Origin of the sequence: Conexibacter sp. CPCC 206217, from assembly GCF_030646165.1 — a bacterium.
In the GTDB taxonomy this organism is placed as follows: Bacteria; Actinomycetota; Thermoleophilia; order Solirubrobacterales; family Solirubrobacteraceae; genus Conexibacter.
In genome coordinates this window covers 71708-90883 of record NZ_JAUTDO010000012.1, presented here as the reverse complement: position 1 = coordinate 90883, position 19176 = coordinate 71708, and the positions used below count along the sequence as shown (strand labels likewise).

Below are 19176 nucleotides of genomic sequence, written 5' to 3'. Positions count from 1 at the left end.
ACGTCATGGCGCGGACGCCGCTGGAAGGGGGGACGGGTGGAGAAGCCGAGCGTGCGATACTGGCTCGTTGATGGACCCCAGTCGCAAACGCCGCATCCGCCTCGTCGTCGCCGCGACGGCCGCTCTGCTGCTGGCGAGCGCGCTCGTCTACACGAGCTTCAGCGCGGGCAGCGACGAGAAGACTGCGGGCCAACTGCTCGAGACGGCGAGAGCGGGCGAGACCTACACGCTCGCCGGCACCGTCGCACCGAGATCGGTCGTGCGCGGGGACGGGGTGCTGTACTTCCGCATCCTCGACCCGCACAGAAGAGTCTCGGCGAGAGTCCGCTACACGGGCCTCGTCCCGGACCCGTTCCGCGAGGGACGCGGCGTGATGGTCAAGGTCCAGCTCGGCAGAGAAGGGTTGAGCGACAGCGCCAACACCGTCTTCGTGGGTGAGAAGGACTCGATGGTCACCAAGTGCCCGTCGAAGTTCCAGGTCGCGCCCGAGGCGCTGCCCAGAGGCGCTCCGGAGGAACTCATGAGAGCGTCGCCGTCCTCCTGATGCGGGCCGGTCGCGCCGCAACCGAAGCGCGCTGATGGCCACCGTCGGCAGAGCGCTCCTGATCCTCGCCTTCGGCGTCGCGATCTATGGCATCGGCGCCTCGATCTACGGCGGCGTCAAGCGCAGACGCGCATGGACCGACTCCGGTCGTCGCGCCGTCTACGCGCTCGCCGGCACGCTGACGCTGACGTTCGCGATCCTCGAGGCCGCGTTCCTGCGCTCGGACTTCTCCTACTCGCTCGTCGCCTCGCACTCCAGCACGACGACACCGACCTTCTACAAGGCGACCGCGGCGTGGTCCTCGCAGGAAGGCTCGCTGCTGCTGTGGGTCTGGCTGCTGTCGCTGTGGTCCAGCCTCGTGCTGTACATGACGCGCCGCAGCCTGCGCGAGATAGCGCCCTACGCGCAAGCGATCCTGCTCGGCTTCGCGACCTTCTTCCTGCTCCTGATCGTCTGGAGAGAGAGCCCCTTCACGACGCTCGCGTCGGTGCCCTCCGAGGGCACGGGCCTCAACCCGCTGCTGCGCCATCCGGCGATGATGTTCCACCCGCCTGCGCTGTACTCGGGCTACACGCTCTTCTCGATCCCGTTCGCGTTCGCGATCGGTGCGCTGATCTCCAACCGGCTCGGCGCCGAGTGGATCCAGGGCACGCGCCGCTTCGCGCTCGCCGCCTGGCTGTTCCTCGGGATCGGCATCGTGCTCGGCGCGCGCTGGTCCTACACCGAGCTGGGCTGGGGCGGCTACTGGGCCTGGGATCCGGTCGAGAACGCGTCGCTGATGCCGTGGCTGTGCGGCACCGCGTTCATCCACTCGATCATGATCCAAGAGAAGCGCGGCATGCTGAAGGTCTGGAACGTGTCGCTCGTGCTCGCGACCGGCACGCTTGCGATCATGGGCACGTTCCTCGTGCGCTCGGGGATCCTCGACTCGATCCACGCGTTCGGGGCCTCGACGCTCGGCGTCCCGTTCCTGATCCTGATCGGCGCGATGATCCTCGGCTCGATCGGGCTCGTCGTCTACCGCCGCGACTCGCTGCGATCGGAGCACTCGATCGACTCGCTGCTGTCGCGCGAGGCCGCCTTCATCCTGCAGAACATCCTGCTCGTCGGGCTCTGCTTCGTGATCTTCTGGGGCACCTTCTTCCCGCTCATCTCCGAGGCGGTGACGGGCACGAAGGCGTCCGTCGGACCGCCGTGGTTCGACCGCTACGTGACGCCGATCGCGTTCGTGCTGGTCGCGCTGATCGGGATCGGGCCGCTGATCTCGTGGCGCCGCGCGACGGCCGCGAACCTGCGCCGCAACTTCGTCTTCCCGATCGGCGCCGGCGTCGTCACGCTGATCGCGTTGCTGTTCGTCTCCGGCGCGACCGAGCAGCCGAAGGCGCTCGTGTTCGCGTCGCTGGTCGCGTTCGTGCTCGCCGGCGTCGGCCAGGAGCTGTTCCGCGGCATGCGCGCCCGGCAGGCGATGTCGTCGGAGATCGCGCCGCTCGCGCTGATCTCGCTCGTGCGCCGCAACCGCCGCCGCTACGGCGGCTACACGGTCCACGCCGGCTTCGCGATCCTGCTGTTCGGCGTCGCGATCTCGTCGTCGTTCGCGCACTCCAAGGACGTCGCGCTGAGACCGGGTCAGTCGGCCAAGATCGACGGCTTCGACGTCAGATACCAGCGCGCCTACTCCAGAGCGCTGCCGGAGAAGATCGTCTTCGGCGCCGTGCTCGACGTCTCGAAGCAGGGCAAGCACGTCGCGACGCTCAGAACGACGCGCGGCTTCTACCCGTCGCAGGACCCTTCGCTGGGGATCCTCGGGCGCTTCTTCCAGGGCGAGGCGGAGAGCGAGGTCGGCCTGCGCGCGGGCTTCGGCCGCGACATCTGGACCGTCATCAACCCGGACCTGCTGCCGCTGCAGAGAATCATCGACGAGGGCAACAGAACGTTCGCCGCGGCGATGAGAACGGAGCTGGCGAATCCGAGAGGACCCGACCAGGCCGGGATCGACCAGCTCTTCGCGCTGCGCGACCAGGCGGTCGCGGGGCTGTCGAGACGGTGGGTCGAGAGACCGTGGACGGCTGACTTCCGCCTGATCGTCTCGCCGATGGCGACGTGGATCTGGATCGGCGCGCTGATCACCTTCTGCGGCGGGGCGATCGCGCTCTGGCCCGCGCCCGCGACGGCCCGCCGTCGCGTCACCGCGACCTACGCCGCGCGGCTCGCCCGCGACCTGGCGCGGACCTGAAGGCGCGCGCGTGTTCATCGAGTTCGTGCTGATCCTGGCGGCGTTCCTGCTGGTCGTGTGGATCGTCTCCGCGCCGCTGCGCGGCGGTCACATCGAGCAGGCCGAGCGGCGCGAGGCGGCCGAGCTGGCGGAGCTGGAGGCCGCGAAGGAGGCGAAGTACCGCGAGATCCGCGACGCCGAGATGGACTTCCGCACCGGCAAGCTGTCGAAGGAGGACCACCGCGTGATGGATCGCGAGCTGCGCGCGGAGGCGATCCAGCTGCTGCGGCGGATCGACTCGCTCGAGCCCGCGACGTCCGCCCCGGTGGCTCCCGTCGCGGCGGACGAGCAGGACAAGCCACGTGAGGACGCGTCGTCGGCTACGATGCGCTGAGCCATGTACACGCTTCTGTCGATAGTCCAGATCTTCATCGCCATCGTCCTCGTGCTGCTGATCCTCATGCACTCGGGCAGAGACACCGGTCTCTCCGGCGCGTTCGGCGTCGGCACAGGCTCCGGTCCGTTCGGCGGCGGCTCGCTCGTCGAGCGCAACCTGAACCGCTGGACGCTCGGCTTCGCGATCGCGTTCGGCATCAACACGATCATCCTGTTGAAACTCGGCTGAACACGGGCGCGCGGTTTGCGCGCGCCCTTGCCGTGCTTCTTCCGCGGGCGCCCTCAGAGGCGCCCGTCGTGCGTTCAGAGCAGCGTGAGGCGGATCTGCTCCAGCGCTTCGTCGGGCAGCGACAGGAACGTCTGCGCGACGTCGGGGTCGAACTGCGTCCCGGCCTCCTGCGCGATCACGTCGCGGGCGGTCGCGAACGACGCCGCGGCGCGGTAGGGACGGTCGCTGGTGAGCGCGTCGAACGTGTCGGCGACGGCGAAGACGCGCGCGGCGAGCGGGATCTTCTCGCCGGCGAGACGGTCGGGGTAGCCGGTCCCGTCCCAGCGCTCGTGGTGCGAGCGCACGACGTGCCGCGCCTCGCTCAGGAACTCGATCCCGCTGACGATCTCGTCGCCGATCACCGGGTGGCGGCGCATCAGGTCCCGTTCCGGCACGGTCAGCGTCCCGGGCTTGTGCAGGATCGCGTCGGAGATCGCGACCTTGCCGATGTCGTGCAGCAGGAAGCCGAACTCGATCTGCGGCTCCTCGACGCACATCCCGCACTCGCGCGCGAGCGCGAGCCCGTATGCCGCGACCCGCTCGGCGTGCTTGCCGGTGTAGGCGTCGCGCGCCTCGACGGCGTCCGCGAGCGCGCGCACCGTCGCGTCGTAGGAGCGTCGCAGCTCCTGCGCGCGTGTGTGCTCGAGCTCGGAGGCGCGTCGCAACTGGTCGGAATAGCGCTGCAACTCCCGCGCCCGCTCGTCCGCCTCCCGCTCGCGCAGCGCAAGCGCGGCACGCAGTCGTGCCAGCTCCTCCCGCAGCTGCTCGAGCTCCTCACTCATCATCGTGGAGCCTATCCCGCTCATTCGCCTGCTTCGCCGGTTGCGGCTGCAAGACCGCGCCCGACCCAATCGCTCCACGAACCCGCGTAGAGCTTCACGTCTTCCCTGCCGGCCGCCGCCAGCGACAGCACCAGCGCGGTGGCGCTGACGCCCGAGCCGCACGAGGCGACGAGCGTCCTGCCGTCGTCGTGCAGCAGCTCGGCGGGGGCGGGGAAGGCGGTAGCGAGCGGCAGGTTGCGCGAGCCGGGGATGTGCCCGGCGACCGGATCGACCGGCTCGTGTCGGCCGCTGAAGCGCTCCGGTGCGCGGGCGTCGAGCACGAGCAGCTCGCGGGCGGCGGGGGCGCGATCGATGTCTGCGACGATCTGCTCGGCGCTGATCAGGTCGTCGGTGCGGGCTTGGCCTTCGTCCGGCGCGAAGTCGCCGTGCGGCGGCGGGTCAGGTTCGGCGCCGGCGCGCAGCGGGCCGTCCCAGCTGCTGAGCCCGCCGTCGAGCACGGCCGCGTTCTCGAAGCCCCAGTGCCGCAGCAGCCACCACAGCCGCGCGGCGCCGCCGCTCATCGCGTCGTCGTAGGCGACGACGGTGGTGCCGGAGCCGATCCCCGCGCGGCGCGCGGCGGCCGCGAAGGTGGCGAGGTCGGGGAGGGGATGGCGGCCGCCGATCGGGCCTCTTCCCGCAGGGCCTTCGGCGCCCGGCGGCGACGAGAGGTCCTCGTCGAGGTCGAGGAAGACCGCCCCCGGAATGTGCCCGGCCGCGTATGCCGCGCGCCCAGCGGCGGGGTCGCCGAGCCGAAAGCGGCAGTCGACCACGCGCAGCCGCGGCTCCTCCAGCCGTACAGCCAGCCACTCCCTCGTAACGAGCGGATCCATCCACCGCAGGTTTCCACATATTGGGTCCGGGTCCTGCGCGCACAGGCGACCGTTCACACGTCGGTTGCGGGTGGTGGGGCCGGATGCGCGCGGCCGCCTGCCACTACGATCCGCCCCGATGGCGGCGAGCACTCGGGTGATCGATCGGAAGACGCTCGGGCGCGTCGGCTTCACGGACCATGCGATCGCGCGCTTCGGCGAGCGGGCCGGGCTTTCGGTGGCGGGGCGGCAGGGGATCGAGCCGATCGCGCGCGACCTGCTGCTGCAGGAGGGGCGCGTGGTGGCGCGCCCGCCGAAGTGGTATCGCTCCTCCAACGCTGCCGACGCGTACATGCAGGCGGGCGAGTGGCTGCTGTTCATCTGCCGCAGGAGCGCGCGTCAGGCCGGCCACTTCGACGTCGTCACGGTGGTCAACAACGGCGACCGCACGACGTGGCCGCTCGCCCGCGACCGCGGCCTGATCTTCACGCCGCCGCCGCCGACCGCGATCTCCGCCCCGCCGCGCAAGCGTGCCGGACTGGGCAAGAGCATCGTCGCCGGCCTGCGCCTGCGCCGCGACAGCCACAAGCCGATCGGCCGCCTCGCCGCGATCCTCCAAGTCCACCAAGAGCGCCGTAGCGCGCTGTCCGCCGAGCGCAGCGCCGCACGCGAGGCCGCCGCGTCGACGAGGCAGCGCTACGAGCAGGAACGCGCGGCCGCGCATGCGCGGCATCTGCGGATGTGGGGTGGGAGGGGGTGAGACGGCCCGAGGGGCAGCACCGGCGCGCTCTCGCCACGCTTGGACCGCAGCGAGCGCCGAGGCCGCGCGCCGATCGAGCAGCGCATCGACGTCGTCGCGGAATCGCGTCGGATCGATCGGTGGCGCGCCGCTGAAGACGGCCACGGCGCTCTCCGCACTGACAAACCGTCGCGGGCGGACCGGGGTCAGCTCTCCCACGGGAACGGCGTTGCGAGTCACCACAAAGCTCGTAGCACCCGTGCTACGCGCGTTCGCCTCAGCGAGAACGACGAAGGCCCCGCGGTGGCGGGGCCTTCTGGGTGCTGCTCACAGGTGCAGGTGGGAGAACGACACTCAAACCGCGACGACCTCGACAGGTTGATCGAGCTGCTGCTGGCGCCGACGGATCGTGTGGGGAGGCAGAGGCTTGTCAGCCGGCTGCGCGATCAGGCCTCGGCAGAGACCGCGACGACCTCGATCTCTGGGAGCGCGGCGAAGTCGTCGGGATTCCGGGTGTAGAGCGGAAGCTCGGCGGCGAGTGCGGCGGCGGCGATCAGCAGGTCGACTGCCCGTCGTCCGCGAGCTTTTCGACCCGCCTCGACGACCGATGCGTAGATGCGTCCGTAGGCGCGGGCAGCGTCGGTGTCGAACGGGAGCGGGTCGAACGTCGCCTCGGCGCGTTGGAGCCGGTCCTGGCGCCGTGCGCGCTCGCGTGGGTCGTCGGTCGCGAGCGGACCCGCGGCGAGCTCTGCGAGCGTGATCGCGGAGATTGCAAGCTCGTGCGGCAGCTGGCTCGGGCTGATCCGGTCGAGATCGATGACGACCGACGTGTCGAGCAGGCCGCGCGGGTGGCGGCTGTCAGGCACGCGGCGCGTGATCTTGGTCGAGCAGCGCGTCGACGTCGTCGCGGAAGCGCGCGGAATCGAGTGGAGCGGCGCCGCCGAACGCGACGACGGCGTCCTCGGCGCTCACGAACCGACGCGGGCGCACCGGCGTCAGCTCGCCCACCGGGATGCCGTTACGCGTCACGACGAAACTCTCGCCCCGATCGAGAGCGCGCATGACGTCCCCGCTGGAGTTGCGCAGCTCGCGCTGCGTGATCGTCCGACCCATCAGTTGAATGTAGCACGCGTGCTACGGGATGTCGCCGCCTCGCGACGGATGCGCCGCGGGCGGGGATCAGTCGTCGTCGGGATGCTGCGGCGGCACCTCGCCAAGGCGTCTGACGACCCGCGGATAGTCGCCGCCGTCGTCCTCCTCGGTCGCTCTCAGCGTCAATCGCACCCGCCACTCATCGCCGAAGTCGAAGACGTACGCGATTCTGCTGCCGACCGCCAGCGGGAGCGAGGCCAGGGAGACGTCGGCGGTTCTGGTCGGCTCGTGATCGTCCTCCCAGCCGAACGCCTCCTGGATCGCGGTGTGCAGTGCGATCAGGTCCTGGTCGTCGCGCACGGCGACCCACGCACTGACACGAGGAGCATTCTCCAGCTTCGCGTGAAACGTCAGAGCCGGTGGCATCGCCGGATGGTTGCAGTCGCTGCGGCAGCACCAACAAGAAAGGCCCGCACGTGCGTGCGGACCTTTCGAGGAAAATGCGGTCGAGAGGACTCGAACCTCCACGGGGTTATCCCCCACAAGGCCCTCAACCTTGCGCGTCTACCAATTCCGCCACGACCGCGTGGGGAGGCGGAGTATAGCCGTGGCCGGCGGGCGGGGGCGCGTGGTCGGCGGGGGTGTGCTTTGCATCCGTCCGGGGCATGCGTATCATGTCGAACACATGTTCGTCTCGACCCCTAGCAATGAGGAGCTTGTCGCCTGATGGTGGACCTCACGAAGCGCCAGCAGGAGATCTTCGAGTTCATCAAGTCGTACTCGTCTCGGCATGGGTACCCACCCACGGTGCGGGACATCGGCAAGGCCGTGGGCCTGGCGTCGTCTTCGACGGTGCACGCTCATCTGGCGAACCTCGAGAAGGTCGGGCTGTTGCGGCGCGATCCGTCGAAGCCACGGGCGATCGAGCTGCTCGACAAGGCCGTCGACGGGATCAAGAACATCGTCAAGCCCGCTGGGCTGCCGCTCGTCGGCCAGGTCCAGGCCGGTCAGCCGGTGCTCGCCGAGGAGGAGATCGAGGACTACATCGAGACGCCGTCGGTCGCCGGGGGGGACGAAGGCGAGTACCTCCTGCGCGTGCGCGGCGAGTCGATGAAGGACGCCGGCATCCTGCCCGACGACCTCGTCGTCGTGCGCAGACAGGAAACCGCCCGCGACGGTGAGATCGTCGTCGCGCTGGTCGGCGAGGAGGCCACCGTGAAGCGCTTCTTCCAGGAGTCGGACCACATCCGGCTGCAGCCGGAGAACGACGCGATGGAGCCGATCCGGACCAAGGAGGTCCAGATCCTTGGGAAGGTCATCGGCCTCATGCGGAGTATGTGATGAGTGTCGCTGTGGCCGAGCGCGTCGACCGCCCGCCGTCGCTGTTCGACTCGCTCGACGTGGTCGAGGCGCCGCAGCAGGCGCCGGCGCGTCCGGCGGGCGAGCCGACGGCGCTGGAGCGTCGACTGCTGCGCGAACGTGAGACGTACGTCCGGGAGGCGGAGGGCTGGGAGGCAACCGCACCCGCGACGGACGAGCAGGACGCGGGCACGGACGCCGGTGGCACGGCGCACACGCACGGCGGCGTGGGCGGTGAGCCGACGCTCGACGAGTTGATCGTCGGGGCGTGGGAGGGGCTCGCCGCTCAGGCCGCCGTGCAGTGCCCGCTGTGCGAGGGGGCGTTGCGGCCGGTTCGCGGCCGCGACGTCAACGGCGGCGCGTCCGCCGTCGTCGGCGGGCGCTGCGACAGCTGCGCGACGATGCTCTCTTAGTACCCGTGTCCTCTGTGCACCTTCTTGTGCACGTGGTGGCCGGCGGCGCGCTTGCGCAGGTCGGCGATCGAGGCGGCGAAGTCCTCGGCGAGGGCGTCGGCGAGCTCGCGTGACTGGTTGATCTTCACGAGGATGCGGATGATCTGCTGGTCGTCGTTGTCCGGCGGCAGCTGGTAGGCCGGGACCATCCAGGCACGCCGCTGGGCCAGTTCGGCGACGAGGTCGGTGCCGGTGAATCTCTCCTCCGGGCGCACCTTCGCGATCACGAGCGGCAGGCGCGGCTCGCCGCCGACCAGCTCGAGCGCGTCCTCGCCCGCCAGCCGCTCCGACAACGCCGACGCGTTCATGTCCATCGCGCGCACCAGCGACGCGTAGCCCTGCTTGCCGTAGCGGACGAAGTTGTAGTACTGCGCGAGGATGAACGACGAGCTGCCGGAGAAGTTGAGCGTGAAGGTCGCGTCGCGCTCGCCGAGGTAGTCCTCGTAGAAGACCAGCTGCTCGGGCAACTGGTGCTCGTCGCGGAAGACGAGCCAGCCGACGCCCGGGTAGACGAGCCCGAACTTGTGGCCCGAGACGTTGATCGACTTGACCGTGTCGAGGCGGAAGTCCCACTCGAACTCCGGCAGGCTGAACGGGAAGACGAAGCCGCCGCTGGCCGCGTCGACGTGCATCGGCACGTCGAGCCCTCTCGTGCTCGCCAGCTCTCTCAGCATCGCGTCGATCCCGGCGACGTCGTCGCACTCGCCCGTGAACGTCGTGCCGACGACCGCGACGACGCCGATCGTGTTCTCGTCGATCTGCGGCGCGAGATCCTCGGCGCCGACCGTGTAGCGCCCCTTCGGCAGGTTCACCTGGCGCGGCTCGACGTCGAAGTAGCGGCAGAACTTGTCCCACACGACGTGCACGTCGGCGCCGTAGACGAGATTCGGCTTGTCGGTCGACTTGCCGGCCTTCTCGCGCGCGTTCTTCCAGCGCCACTTCATCGCGAGCGCGCCGAGCATCACGGCCTCCGACGAGCCGGCTGTCGCGGTGCCGGGCACCTCGGGGCACTCGACGCCGTGAAAGAGATGGTGCAGCATCCGCACGCAGCGGTTCGCGATCTCGGCCGTGCGCGGGTACTCGGCGTGGTCGATCCAGTTGCGGTGGAGGTTGTTCTCGATGACGTAGCGCGCCTCGGGCTCCATCGTCGTCGTGACGAACGTCGCGAGGTTCTTCGCCGGATCCCCGTCGAGGATCATCTCCGACTCCAGGATCTGGAGCGCCACGCGCGGGTCACGGCTGTGCTCGGGCATCTCCCGCACCGGCGCAGGCTGCGTGAAGTAGCGCTCGGGGACGCTGATCTCGCGCCCGGTGTCGGTCTGCTCGTCAAGTCCCACGGGGTGTCTCCCTGATTGCCGCTGGTCTCGCGACCCTACCGCAGCCCTGCGCGCTGTTGGCGAAGCGCCGACAACGCGCAGGCTGCGCAGGTCGAACCTCCAGCTCAGCGCACGCGCGCTGAAGCGACAGGCGGACCCGTCAACGTCACGGTGACGGTCTTCGGGCGGTCAGCTCTGCTGCTGCGTCGGCATCACGGTCAGCTGCTGCAGGTTCACGTGGCGGGGCAGACCGGCCGCGAAGGCGACCGTCCGCGCGACGTCCTGCGGCTGCAGCAGCTCGATCCGCTCGCGCGTGTCGGCCAGCCACGCGTTCACGTTGTCGTCGGTGACGTGGTCGCTCAGCTCGGTCAGGACGATCCCCGGCTCCAGCGCCATCACGCGCACGAACTTCGGGCCCAGCTCGACGCGCAGGTGACGCGAGAGGTGCGTCACGAACGCCTTCGTGGCGGTGTAGACGGCGAAGTTGGGGAAGATGTTCTGCGCGCCGATCGACGACGTGTTGATCAGGTCGGACGGGCCGCCGTCGGCCGCGGACGCGACGAGGTCGGGGACGAAGGTGCCGATCGCGTTCATCAGGCCCTTCAGGTTGAGGTCGATCTGCTGGTTCCACTGGTCGCGGCGCAGCTCCTCGATCGGGGCGGGCAGCATCACGCCGGCGTTGTTGAACAGCAGGCTGGGACGACCGAGCCGCTCGCGGATCTGCGCGCCGGCGCGCTCGACGGCGTCGGCGTCGGTCACATCGGTCGCGATCCCGAGCGCGCTGCCGCCGGACTGCTCGATGCGGGTCGCGAGCGCGTCGATGCGGTCGCCGCGCCGGGCCAGCAGCGCGACGGCCGCGCCGTCGGCGGCGAGCGCCTCGGCGGTCGCGCCGCCGATTCCGCTGGAGGCGCCGGTGATGACCGCGACGCGGCCGGCGAGGGGACGGGTTGAAATGGGTGCGTTCGTGCTCATGCAGCGAGGAGACCACGCGCATGTCCGCAGCATGAGTGGTGGGCTGAGCCTGGTTCCAGCAGGCCTATGTTCATGTGCTGGGCCCGATAGCCGGAAGACGAGATTCGCGGATCTCGACGAACGACGTATAGGCGCCTTGACGCGCGCGCGGCGAACGCATATGTTTCCGGTCGAGTTAGGGCGCCCTAACTCACTGGGGAAGGTCGCGCCCTAGGGGGCCCCGCGGCCGGCCCTCCCCTTGGCATCGCGCGAGCGCCGTCCGGCGCTCGCGTCCGACCACGAAGAGGAGCAGACCCGTGAGTCGCATCACACGACGTCTCACCAGCCTGGCCGTTGCGGCCGGCACGATCCTTGCGCTCGGCGCCACGACCGCCGGGGCGACGGTCACTGTCAACGACAACACCCCGACAGACGGTCAGACGCTGACCGCCACGATCTCGTCGCCGCCGGCGAGAGCCACGCAGTACACGCTTGCCGAATGCAACATCACCAACGCGACCCCGCTCAACTGGGGTCTCGACTGCAACGGCGCGGCCGGCAGCTTCACGGCGCCGACGCCGATCGCCACGACCAGAGGCAGAGTGACCGTCAACGGCACGTTCGACGACGTGTCGTTCGTGCCTGGCGGCACGCCCCTGTTTGCGTCGACCGCCTGCAGAAGCAGCTTCGGCACCGATCCCTGTGCGGTCGTCGTGTCGTACTACGACGCGATTTTCACGCCGCTCGGAGCCGAGGCCGCACCGCTCACGTTCTGATCGCCTGATCCCATCGGAGTGACCGGTGCCGCCCCTGGGCGGCACCGGTCACGCCACCGATCGAGTCTTCCGGGCGCACCCCGCGGCGCGCCTCGACGTATCGCCCACTCCCCCCGACCCACGAGAGCCCGATGATTCCCCTCGCACCGTCCGCGTCGTCAGGACGCAGCTCCGCTCGCGCGCGCTGGCAGTTTCTGCTCGCCGCGCTGCTCGTCGTCCTCGGCCTGGCAGCAGCCGGTCCCGTCCGCGACGCGTCCGCCGCGCCGGTCGCGATCACGCAGGGCGAACCGCTCGCGTGGGGATTCAAGCTCTCGTGGCGGCAGTACGCACAGCAGCCAGCCGTCACCGACGGCGCGACGATCGTGCCCGACGCCAGCACCGTCGGCTTCAACGTCGGCTGGGCGTTCGACTCCGGCAGCTACGACGCCGACACCGGCACGACGGTGCTCAGATACAAGGGCACCGCGCGCTGGAGAAAGCACAACACGGCGCTGGAGCCGGGTCTGCCCGCCCCGCCGGCCGGCTACGACGGTCCGCTCCCGATCGACCTGCTCGACGTCACCGTCACCGATCCCGTCGTCACGATCAGCCGGGACGAGGCGGCCGTCTCCGCCGTCACGACGAGCCGCAGCCTCGCGACTTGGCGGATCATCGACTACGGCCGGATCGCGCTCGTCGACCTCGCCGTCGACGGCATCACGCCGACGGTCGCCGGCGGCACGACGACGTGGTCGGGTATCCGCGCGACGACGAATGCGAACTCGAGCCCGGTCTTCGCCGACTCCTATCCGAATGGGATCGACGTCGACCGCGTCGACGTCGCGTACACCGGCCCGGGCGGTGCGCCGGACTTCTCCGAGACGTTCGACGCCGCCGGCAGCGTGAAGCTCGCGCTCGACCACAACGAGGTGCTCGCGCCGGCCGACACGCCCAACGGCAACTTCCAGACGGTCGCGGTCGATCCGCAGCACGGGCTGGCGCACTACGCGACGTGGTCGAGCGACGAGGCTGACGTCGAATACTGGACCTACCAGGCGTTCGACCTGCAGACGATGGCGAAGCTCGGCCAGCCGTTGAGACTGCCGCTCTCGGAGTTCGGCAACGTGCTGCTGAACGACACCAGCAGCGGCAAGATCTATGCGAGCACCGACGAGAACGCATATCCACAGCGCTGGATCCGCTTCGACCGCGCCCAGGGCAGATACGTCCAAGGCGAGGACAGAGAGCCGATCCCGACCTTTCAGGACAACGCCAACCTTGCGTGGGATCCGATCGGGCAGCGGGCGTTCGAGGTCGTGCGCACCGTCCCGGACGGCGTCGGCGCGACCGACTACGACAACCACAGATGGCAGCTGCGCACGTACACCGCGCAGTCCGACGACACCTGGCAGCTGAGAACGTACGACCTGCCCAACGGCCCCGCCAACCTCAACTTCTTCCGCTACCAGCGTCTCGGCGCCGTGGCGAGCGACGGTTCGCTGATCCTCCTCGGCGACCAACAGCAGAGCCGGCCGGCCGGGGCGGTCACGCCGCCGACGACGGTTCCCGGCGCCTACCGGGTCGTCACGAACAGCGACGGCACCGCCACGGCCGCCGCGATCCCCGGGACCGACGTCACGAACGCGAACACGGCCCGCTACACGGTCGCGCTGGCAGCCGGCGACGGGACCGTCGGGCTGGTCAACATCGGTGCCGGCGGGACCGTCCAGCGCTTCGACGTGACGCCGGCGAGCGGGCCGATCACGGCCGAGCCGGCGGTCAGACTCGGCTTCCCCGCGACCGGGGTGTCCGACCTCCCGAGCACGGGCCTGACGATCGATCCCGAGGACGGCACGGTCTGGGCGGCAGGCCTGAAGACGAAGCGGATCGTCGCGGTGCGCGACGGGCGGCTTGCCGGTGAGCAGACGTTCCAGACGCGCAACACCCGCCTCGGAGTGCTCGCCGCGGGTCCCGATCACACGCTCTGGATGCAGTCCGAGGACGGCAGAGGGGCGACCGTCGGCGCCACCAGCTATGGCTTCGCGAAGCTGACCCGTCTCGGCATCACGCCGACGGTCGCGACCGATCCGCAGGACAGAGACGTGGCGCTCGCGGCTGACCAGCCGTCCGCCGACGTGACGTTCACCGCCGCGGCGACCGCGACGCCCGCGCCCGGCCAGCAGTGGCAGGTCAAGACGCCGGGCTCGTCGCGCTTCAGAACGATCGCGGGCGCGACGAACGCGTCGCTGACCGTCGCCGCGCAGCGTGGGATGGACGGGACGCAGTACCGCGCGCTGTTCTCCAACGCGGCGGGACAGCTCGCGAGCGAGCCGGCGACGCTCGGGGTCGACTACGCGCCGCGCGTGACGTTCCAGCCGCTCGATGTCGTCACGACCGCCGGGCGCGATGCGACCCTCCAGCTGCTCGGCGACGGCGCGCCCGAGCCCACGATCGAGTGGCAGCGGCGGGTCGCCGGCTTCTGGCAGCCGGTTGTCTCCGACGACGACGTCGAGGTCGACGACGGGACGCTGATCGTCAAGGCGACGAACGTCGACCAGTCCGGCGCGCTGTTCCGCGCACGGCTGTCCAACGACCTGGGCACGGTCTACTCGCGCACCGTGAAGCTGACCGTCAACCCGAGAACGACGATCCCAGCGGGCGGCATCGACCTGACGCGCGTCGACCTCGACTGGCGCGGCAACGCCGAGCTGCAGAAGGCGCCGCCGTTCGGCGGCAGCAACTACTTCTCGGCGGGCGTCTCCGACGGCAGCGAGACGACGTACGCGGCGCACTCGCGGACCGTCCAGATCCTGCACGTGTCGACCTCTGGGGCAGAGACGGCGGCGAGCTGGGCCACGCGCGCCGACCACGTCAGCGGCGAAGACGACCAGCTCGTGCGGCTGCTCGGCGGCAGCGGGCGGATCGAGCCGGACGGGTCCGCGACGGTGCGCTGGAGCGGCGCGTTCACGGTCAACTTCTACGGCGGGCTGGTCCCGTTCACGCTGACCGATCCGCGGCTGACGATCGACGCGAGCGGGACCGGGGCGCTGACGGCGGACCTCTCGGGCTACGCGTCGAGCCAGGCGAACCCGAACGAGCGCACGCCGCTGGCGCCGGTCGCCGGCGTGACGGTCGCGACCTTCTCCGGGGTCGAGCTGGATCCCGCGGGCGCGATCACGATCGCGCCGGACTACGCGGGCGTCGAGGTCAGCCTGCCGGCCGGGCTGACGCCGCAGAGCCGCAGCGCGACGGACTGGGGCGCGTGGCCGCAGCCGTTCGTCGACTTCCAGGTCAAGACCGGGCTCGGCTCCTACTGGTACTCCTCCGGCGGCGCGGCGGACGCGTCCAAGTCGCCGGCACCGTTCGTCGTCGACTTCGACGGCACGGCGCTGGCGCCGGAGACCGGGCCGGACCCGCAGCCGCAGCCGCAGCCGCAGCCGCAACCGCAGCCGCAGCCCCAGCCGCAACCGAAGCCGCAGCCGGTCGTGAAGCCGCCTTCGTTCAAGCTGCCGAAGGGGGCGCAGACGGTCGGCGCCAAGCGCATCGCGACGCTTGCGACGGTGACGTGCCCGGCGAGCGGCGGCGCGTGCAGACTCTCCGCGCCCAAGCGCGTGACAGTCAAGATCGGCGGCAAGCGCTACACGCTCGTCGTGCTGTGGCCGAAGACGCTGAAGGCCGGCAAGCGCGCGGCGCTGCGGGTGCGGCTGTCGAAGCCGGCCGCGGCCCGGTTGAAGGGACGCAGAGCGGTCGTGAAGCTGCGGCTGAAGGTCACGCACGGCGGCAGAACGACGACCCGCGCGGTGAAGGTCACGATCAAGGCGAGACGGGCGGGCAGCACACGATCGCGGAGGTGAGCGACCGTGTGGCGAAGCTCGTCCCTCGATCCCGTAGTGCGCGCCGTTGCATACTGGAGTGATGGAACCGAACGACGAACTGCGCGAGTTCCTGCGCTCGCGCCGGGCGCGATTGCAGCCGGCCGACGTCGGGATCGAGCCGACGCCCGGCCATCGGCGCGTGCCGGGGCTGCGGCGGGAGGAGCTGGCGCGCGTCGCGGGCGTCAGCCCGGACTACTACATGCGGTTGGAGCAGGGCCGCGGCGCGAACGTCTCGGAGACGGTGCTCGAAGCGGTCGCGCGAGCGCTGCAGCTGAACGAGACCGAGCGCGCGCACCTGTTCGACCTCGCGCAGCCGGCGCGCGTGCGGCGGCGGGCGCCGGCGTCGCCGCAGCAGCGCGTGCGCCCCGGCGTGCGCCTGCTGATCGACGCGCAGCAGACACCGGCGTTCGTGATCGGCCGCCGCCTCGACATCCTCGCGTCGAACTGGATGGCGCGTGCGCTGATGGCCGACTTCGACACGCCCGAGCCGACCGTGCGCAACCACGCGCGCTGGCTCTTCCTCGACCCGAGCGCGCGCGAGCTGTCGCCCGACTGGGAGGCGATCGCGCGCGACGACGTCGCGGTGCTGCGACTGGAGGCCGGCCGCTACCCCGACGACCGGGAGCTGTCGGCGCTCGTCGGCGAGCTGTCGGTCAAGAGCGAGCTGTTTCGCCGCTGGTGGGCGGAGCACGACGTGCTGAGACGCAGCCATGGCGTCAAGCGCTTCTGCCACCCGCTCGTCGGCGCTCTGGAGATCACCTACGAGGCTTTGAGACTGCCCGACGATCCCGAGCAGACGCTTTTCATCTACAACGTCGAGCCGGGGTCGAGATCCGAGCAGGCGATGCGGTTGCTCGCGTCGTTGACGGAGCTGCCGTTGGAGCGTGCCGCGGCTACTGCCAGCTAGCGGCGAGCGCGAGGCAGACGGCGAGTTCGCACAGCGCGACCGTCGCGCCGAGCGTGTCGCCGGTGCGGCCGCCGAGCGTGCGACGGGCCCAGACGACTGACGCGGCGGCGACGAGCGCGGCGGTCGCGATCGCCAGCGCGCCGCGGGCCGGGCCGGCTGCGAGCAGTGCGGCTGCGACGCCGGTGGCGGCGCCGGCCGCGAGCGCGCCGGGGTGAACCGTGAAGCCGGCGCCGAGCCCGTCGCGGCGCGCGGGCGGCGTCGCTTTCGCGTGCAGGAGCGCGGCGGCGCGGCTGAGGGCGCCCGCGGCGATCAGCGCGGCGAGCACGTGCGCGTCGCTCAGCGGCGTGAGCGTCGTGAGCAGCAGCAGGCCCCAGCCGAGCAGCGCGAGCATCCCGAAGACGCCGATCGCGGAGTCGCGCATGACGGCGAGGCGCCGCTCGCGGTCGCCGCGGACGCCGAGTCCGTCGGCGCTGTCGGCGAGCCCGTCCTGGTGCAGCGCGCCGGTGATCCCGACGAGCACGATCAGCGCGATGACGGTCGCGGGAGCGTCGCCGAAGAGGGGGGCCGTCGCCGCTCGGACACCGCCCGCGGCCGTGCCGATCCCGGCTCCGACGAGCGGGAACCAGCCCGCCGCGCGCGCCATGCTGCCGGCGCTGAGCGCTGCCGCCGGGACCGGGACGAGCGTCAGGAAGGAGAGCGCGAGGGCGATGTCGGAGAGGGTGGCGCGGAGCGGATTGGAGCTGCGCGGCGCGGACGCGGCTCCGTCGGCGGCGGGCGGTCTGGACGCGGGTGCGGTGCGGTCCGAGCCGGTCACCGCGGCCCGTCGACGCCCGACTCGGCGAACGTGCCCATCTCGCGGTGAAGGGCGCCGGCCGCTGCGAGGACGGGCAGCGCGAGCAGCGCGCCGGACGCCTCGCCGAGCCGCAGGCGCAGATCCAGGATCGGCTCCAGACCCAGCTCCGCGAGCACGAGCGCGTGGCCCGGCTCGGCTGAGCGGTGGCTGGCGATCAGCGATTCGGCGACGGCCGGATCGAGCCCGACCGCGGCAAGCGCCGCCGTCGCGACCGCGTACCCGTCGAGCACGACCGGCAGTCGCCGCCGCGCCGCCTCGGCGACCGCCCCGGCGAGCGCGGCGAGTTCGAGGCCGCCGACTTGGAGCAGGGCGGTGCGGGCGTCTGCACGAGAGCCTTCCGAGCGCTTGGGTCTGATCCCCGCCCGCGTCAGCGCGGCGCTCACGACCGCCCGCTTGCGCTCCAGCCCCGCCGCATCGACGCCGGTGCCGCGGCCGACCGTGCGCTGCGCCTCGACGCCGAGCAGCGCGCTCGCGAGCGCCGCGGTCGTCGTCGTGTTGCCGATGCCGATCTCGCCGAGCGCGATGCACTCGATGCCGCGCTCGCGCTCGGTCAGTTCGGCGACGAGCTGGGCGCCGAGCGCGAGCGCCGCGTCGAGTTGCGCGTCGGTCAGCGCGGGGGCGACGGTCATGTCGGCGGAGCCGGCGGCGAGCTTCGCATCGCGCACGCCCGCGGGCGTCGCGGCGACGAGGCCGACGTCGGCGATCAGCAGCTCGTGGTCGTCGCGCCGCGCGAGCACGCCGACCGCGCTCTGCCCGCGCGCCGCGGCGCCCGCGACCTGCGCCGAGACGGCGGCGTCGAAGAGGCTGGTGCCGTGCACGACGTGACCGTGATCGGCGGCGCAGACGAGCACGCCGGCGCGCGGCCGGCTCGGCGGCGCCGCGCCCGTGATCGACGCCCACCGCTCGATCAGCGCCTCCAGCGCGCCGAGGCTCCCGGCCGGCTTGACGAGCTGATCCGAGCGATCGCGCGCGGCGATCGCGGCGGCGCGGTCGGGGCCCACCGAAACTGTTCCGGCAAGGGGAACGCTGGCATCCTCACGCCACCGCTCCTCCATCACCACGTCCTCCAACGGCATCCGCTTCGACCAGCCGGCGGCTTCGAGGCCGGGGCGGACGGGGCGCTCGTCGGGCCAGCCGACGCACAGCCACGCCATCGGGTCGACGCGGGCGGGGATCTGCAGCAGCGCGCGCAGGTCGTCGGGGCGGTAGAAGCTGACCCAGCCGATCCCGAGCCCCTCCGCGCGCGCTGCCAGCCACAGGTTCTCGATCGCGCAGGCGGCGCTGTAGACGTCCGTCTCCGGGATCGTGCCGCGACCGAGGATCTCGGCGCCGGGGTCGCCGTGGTCGCAGCAGACGCAGATCCCGAGCGGGGCCTCGACGATCCCCTCGATCTTCTGGTCGAGGAAGTGGCGCGCCCTGTCGTCGAACTTGTCCGCCTGCAGCAGCCGCTCGCGCTGGGCGAGGCGACGCAGCTCCAGCTTCGTCTCCAACTCGCTCACGACGATCAGCCGCCACGGCTGCATCAGGCCGACCGACGGCGCCTGGTGCGCGGCGGCGAGGATCCGCTCCAGCGCCTCCTGCGGCACCGGGTCGGGGCGGAAGCGGCGGATGTCGCGCCGCTGCGCGATCACGCGGTAGACGCTCGCGCGCTCGTCGTCGCTGAAGCGCCAGCCGCTCGGGTCGGCGGCGCGCTCGGCGGCGCGCGAGGCGTCGAAGCCCTCCGGCGTCGCCGGCCGTGGTGGTCGCAGATCGCTGCTCACGGCTCGACAGCCTAGAGCGGTCGCGGACGATCGGCACCCGCCTGGCGGGGACGGACGCATCGGTGCA

General features: G+C 71.3%; 19 protein-coding genes and 1 tRNA gene. 10 read left to right on the top strand and 10 right to left on the bottom strand.

From position 1 onward, the window contains the following. Positions 1-70 precede the first annotated feature (70 nt). The 4 genes from Q7L65_RS24730 to secG are packed head-to-tail and all read left to right on the top strand — an operon-like array spanning position 71 to position 3381. Complete coding sequence (locus Q7L65_RS24730) at positions 71-544, top strand: cytochrome c maturation protein CcmE (protein WP_304725565.1); 474 nt, start codon at positions 71-73, stop codon at positions 542-544. 34 nt (positions 545-578) lie between these two features. Continuing rightward, positions 579-2777 carry a heme lyase CcmF/NrfE family subunit gene (locus Q7L65_RS24725; RefSeq protein WP_304725563.1) on the top strand — a complete coding sequence of 733 codons (2199 nt, stop codon included), beginning with the start codon at positions 579-581 and terminating at the stop codon, positions 2775-2777. Positions 2778-2787: 10 nt separating this feature from the next. Beyond that, on the top strand, positions 2788-3150 hold the full coding sequence (locus Q7L65_RS24720) for a hypothetical protein (RefSeq protein WP_304725561.1): 363 nt from the start codon (positions 2788-2790) through the stop codon (positions 3148-3150). Between the two features lie 3 nt (positions 3151-3153). Continuing rightward, complete coding sequence (secG, locus tag Q7L65_RS24715; RefSeq protein WP_304725558.1) at positions 3154-3381, top strand: preprotein translocase subunit SecG; 228 nt, start codon at positions 3154-3156, stop codon at positions 3379-3381. 74 nt (positions 3382-3455) lie between these two features. On the opposite strand, the gene Q7L65_RS24710 is transcribed toward secG, so the two are convergent. Next, positions 3456-4202 carry an HD-GYP domain-containing protein gene (locus Q7L65_RS24710; protein WP_304725556.1) on the bottom strand — a complete coding sequence of 249 codons (747 nt, stop codon included), beginning with the start codon at positions 4200-4202 and terminating at the stop codon, positions 3456-3458. Between the two features lie 20 nt (positions 4203-4222). Further along, complete coding sequence (locus Q7L65_RS24705) at positions 4223-5071, bottom strand: sulfurtransferase (RefSeq protein WP_304725554.1); 849 nt, start codon at positions 5069-5071, stop codon at positions 4223-4225. Between the two features lie 118 nt (positions 5072-5189). Between Q7L65_RS24705 and Q7L65_RS24700 the strand changes: the two genes are divergently transcribed. Next, on the top strand, positions 5190-5810 hold the full coding sequence (locus Q7L65_RS24700) for a hypothetical protein (protein WP_304725552.1): 621 nt from the start codon (positions 5190-5192) through the stop codon (positions 5808-5810). Between the two features lie 425 nt (positions 5811-6235). Here Q7L65_RS24700 and Q7L65_RS24695 read toward each other — a convergent pair whose 3' ends face one another. The 4 genes from Q7L65_RS24695 to Q7L65_RS24680 form a co-directional block, all read right to left on the bottom strand. Next, entirely contained in the window at positions 6236-6655 is a 420-nt protein-coding gene (locus Q7L65_RS24695; RefSeq protein ID WP_304725550.1) for a type II toxin-antitoxin system VapC family toxin, read from the bottom strand. Further along, positions 6648-6902: a type II toxin-antitoxin system Phd/YefM family antitoxin gene (locus Q7L65_RS24690; RefSeq protein WP_304725548.1), complete on the bottom strand. Its 255-nt coding sequence runs from the start codon at positions 6900-6902 to the stop codon at positions 6648-6650. Before Q7L65_RS24690 ends, Q7L65_RS24695 begins: the two co-directional genes overlap by 8 nt. Positions 6903-6968: 66 nt before the next feature. Then, positions 6969-7307: a hypothetical protein gene (locus Q7L65_RS24685; RefSeq protein ID WP_304725545.1), complete on the bottom strand. Its 339-nt coding sequence runs from the start codon at positions 7305-7307 to the stop codon at positions 6969-6971. A 75-nt stretch (positions 7308-7382) separates the two neighbouring features. After that, a tRNA-Leu gene (locus tag Q7L65_RS24680) sits at positions 7383-7467 on the bottom strand. Between the two features lie 140 nt (positions 7468-7607). Here Q7L65_RS24680 and lexA point away from each other — a divergent pair. Both lexA and Q7L65_RS24670 read left to right on the top strand, forming a co-directional pair. Beyond that, positions 7608-8222: a transcriptional repressor LexA gene (lexA, locus tag Q7L65_RS24675; protein ID WP_304725543.1), complete on the top strand. Its 615-nt coding sequence runs from the start codon at positions 7608-7610 to the stop codon at positions 8220-8222. Further along, positions 8222-8653, top strand: a complete 432-nt coding sequence (locus tag Q7L65_RS24670) for a hypothetical protein (RefSeq protein ID WP_304725542.1) — start codon at positions 8222-8224, stop codon at positions 8651-8653. Before lexA ends, Q7L65_RS24670 begins: the two co-directional genes overlap by 1 nt. Here Q7L65_RS24670 and Q7L65_RS24665 read toward each other — a convergent pair. After that, on the bottom strand, positions 8650-10029 hold the full coding sequence (locus Q7L65_RS24665) for a glutamate decarboxylase (RefSeq protein WP_304725540.1): 1380 nt from the start codon (positions 10027-10029) through the stop codon (positions 8650-8652). The two genes, Q7L65_RS24670 and Q7L65_RS24665, sit on opposite strands and share 4 nt — an antisense overlap. 168 nt (positions 10030-10197) lie before the next feature. Then, complete coding sequence (locus tag Q7L65_RS24660) at positions 10198-10980, bottom strand: SDR family oxidoreductase (RefSeq protein WP_304725533.1); 783 nt, start codon at positions 10978-10980, stop codon at positions 10198-10200. Positions 10981-11276: 296 nt separating this feature from the next. Between Q7L65_RS24660 and Q7L65_RS24655 the strand changes: the two genes are divergently transcribed. The 3 genes from Q7L65_RS24655 to Q7L65_RS24645 all read left to right on the top strand — a co-directional run bounded on the left by Q7L65_RS24655 (position 11277) and on the right by Q7L65_RS24645 (position 16496). Then, positions 11277-11735 carry a hypothetical protein gene (locus Q7L65_RS24655; RefSeq protein WP_304725531.1) on the top strand — a complete coding sequence of 153 codons (459 nt, stop codon included), beginning with the start codon at positions 11277-11279 and terminating at the stop codon, positions 11733-11735. A 131-nt stretch (positions 11736-11866) separates the two neighbouring features. Continuing rightward, positions 11867-15568 (top strand): HtaA domain-containing protein, encoded by a 3702-nt coding sequence (locus Q7L65_RS24650; RefSeq protein WP_304725529.1) that lies wholly within the window; start codon positions 11867-11869, stop codon positions 15566-15568. A 61-nt stretch (positions 15569-15629) separates the two neighbouring features. Next, positions 15630-16496 (top strand): helix-turn-helix transcriptional regulator, encoded by an 867-nt coding sequence (locus Q7L65_RS24645; protein WP_304725527.1) that lies wholly within the window; start codon positions 15630-15632, stop codon positions 16494-16496. Here the strand turns inward: Q7L65_RS24645 and cobS are convergent. Together cobS and bluB are read right to left on the bottom strand one after the other, a co-directional pair. Then, on the bottom strand, positions 16483-17310 hold the full coding sequence (gene cobS / locus Q7L65_RS24640; RefSeq protein ID WP_304725525.1) for an adenosylcobinamide-GDP ribazoletransferase: 828 nt from the start codon (positions 17308-17310) through the stop codon (positions 16483-16485). The genes Q7L65_RS24645 and cobS overlap by 14 nt on opposite strands. After that, complete coding sequence (gene bluB / locus Q7L65_RS24635) at positions 17307-19109, bottom strand: 5,6-dimethylbenzimidazole synthase (RefSeq protein WP_304725523.1); 1803 nt, start codon at positions 19107-19109, stop codon at positions 17307-17309. Before bluB ends, cobS begins: the two co-directional genes overlap by 4 nt. Positions 19110-19176: the final 67 nt, after the last annotated feature.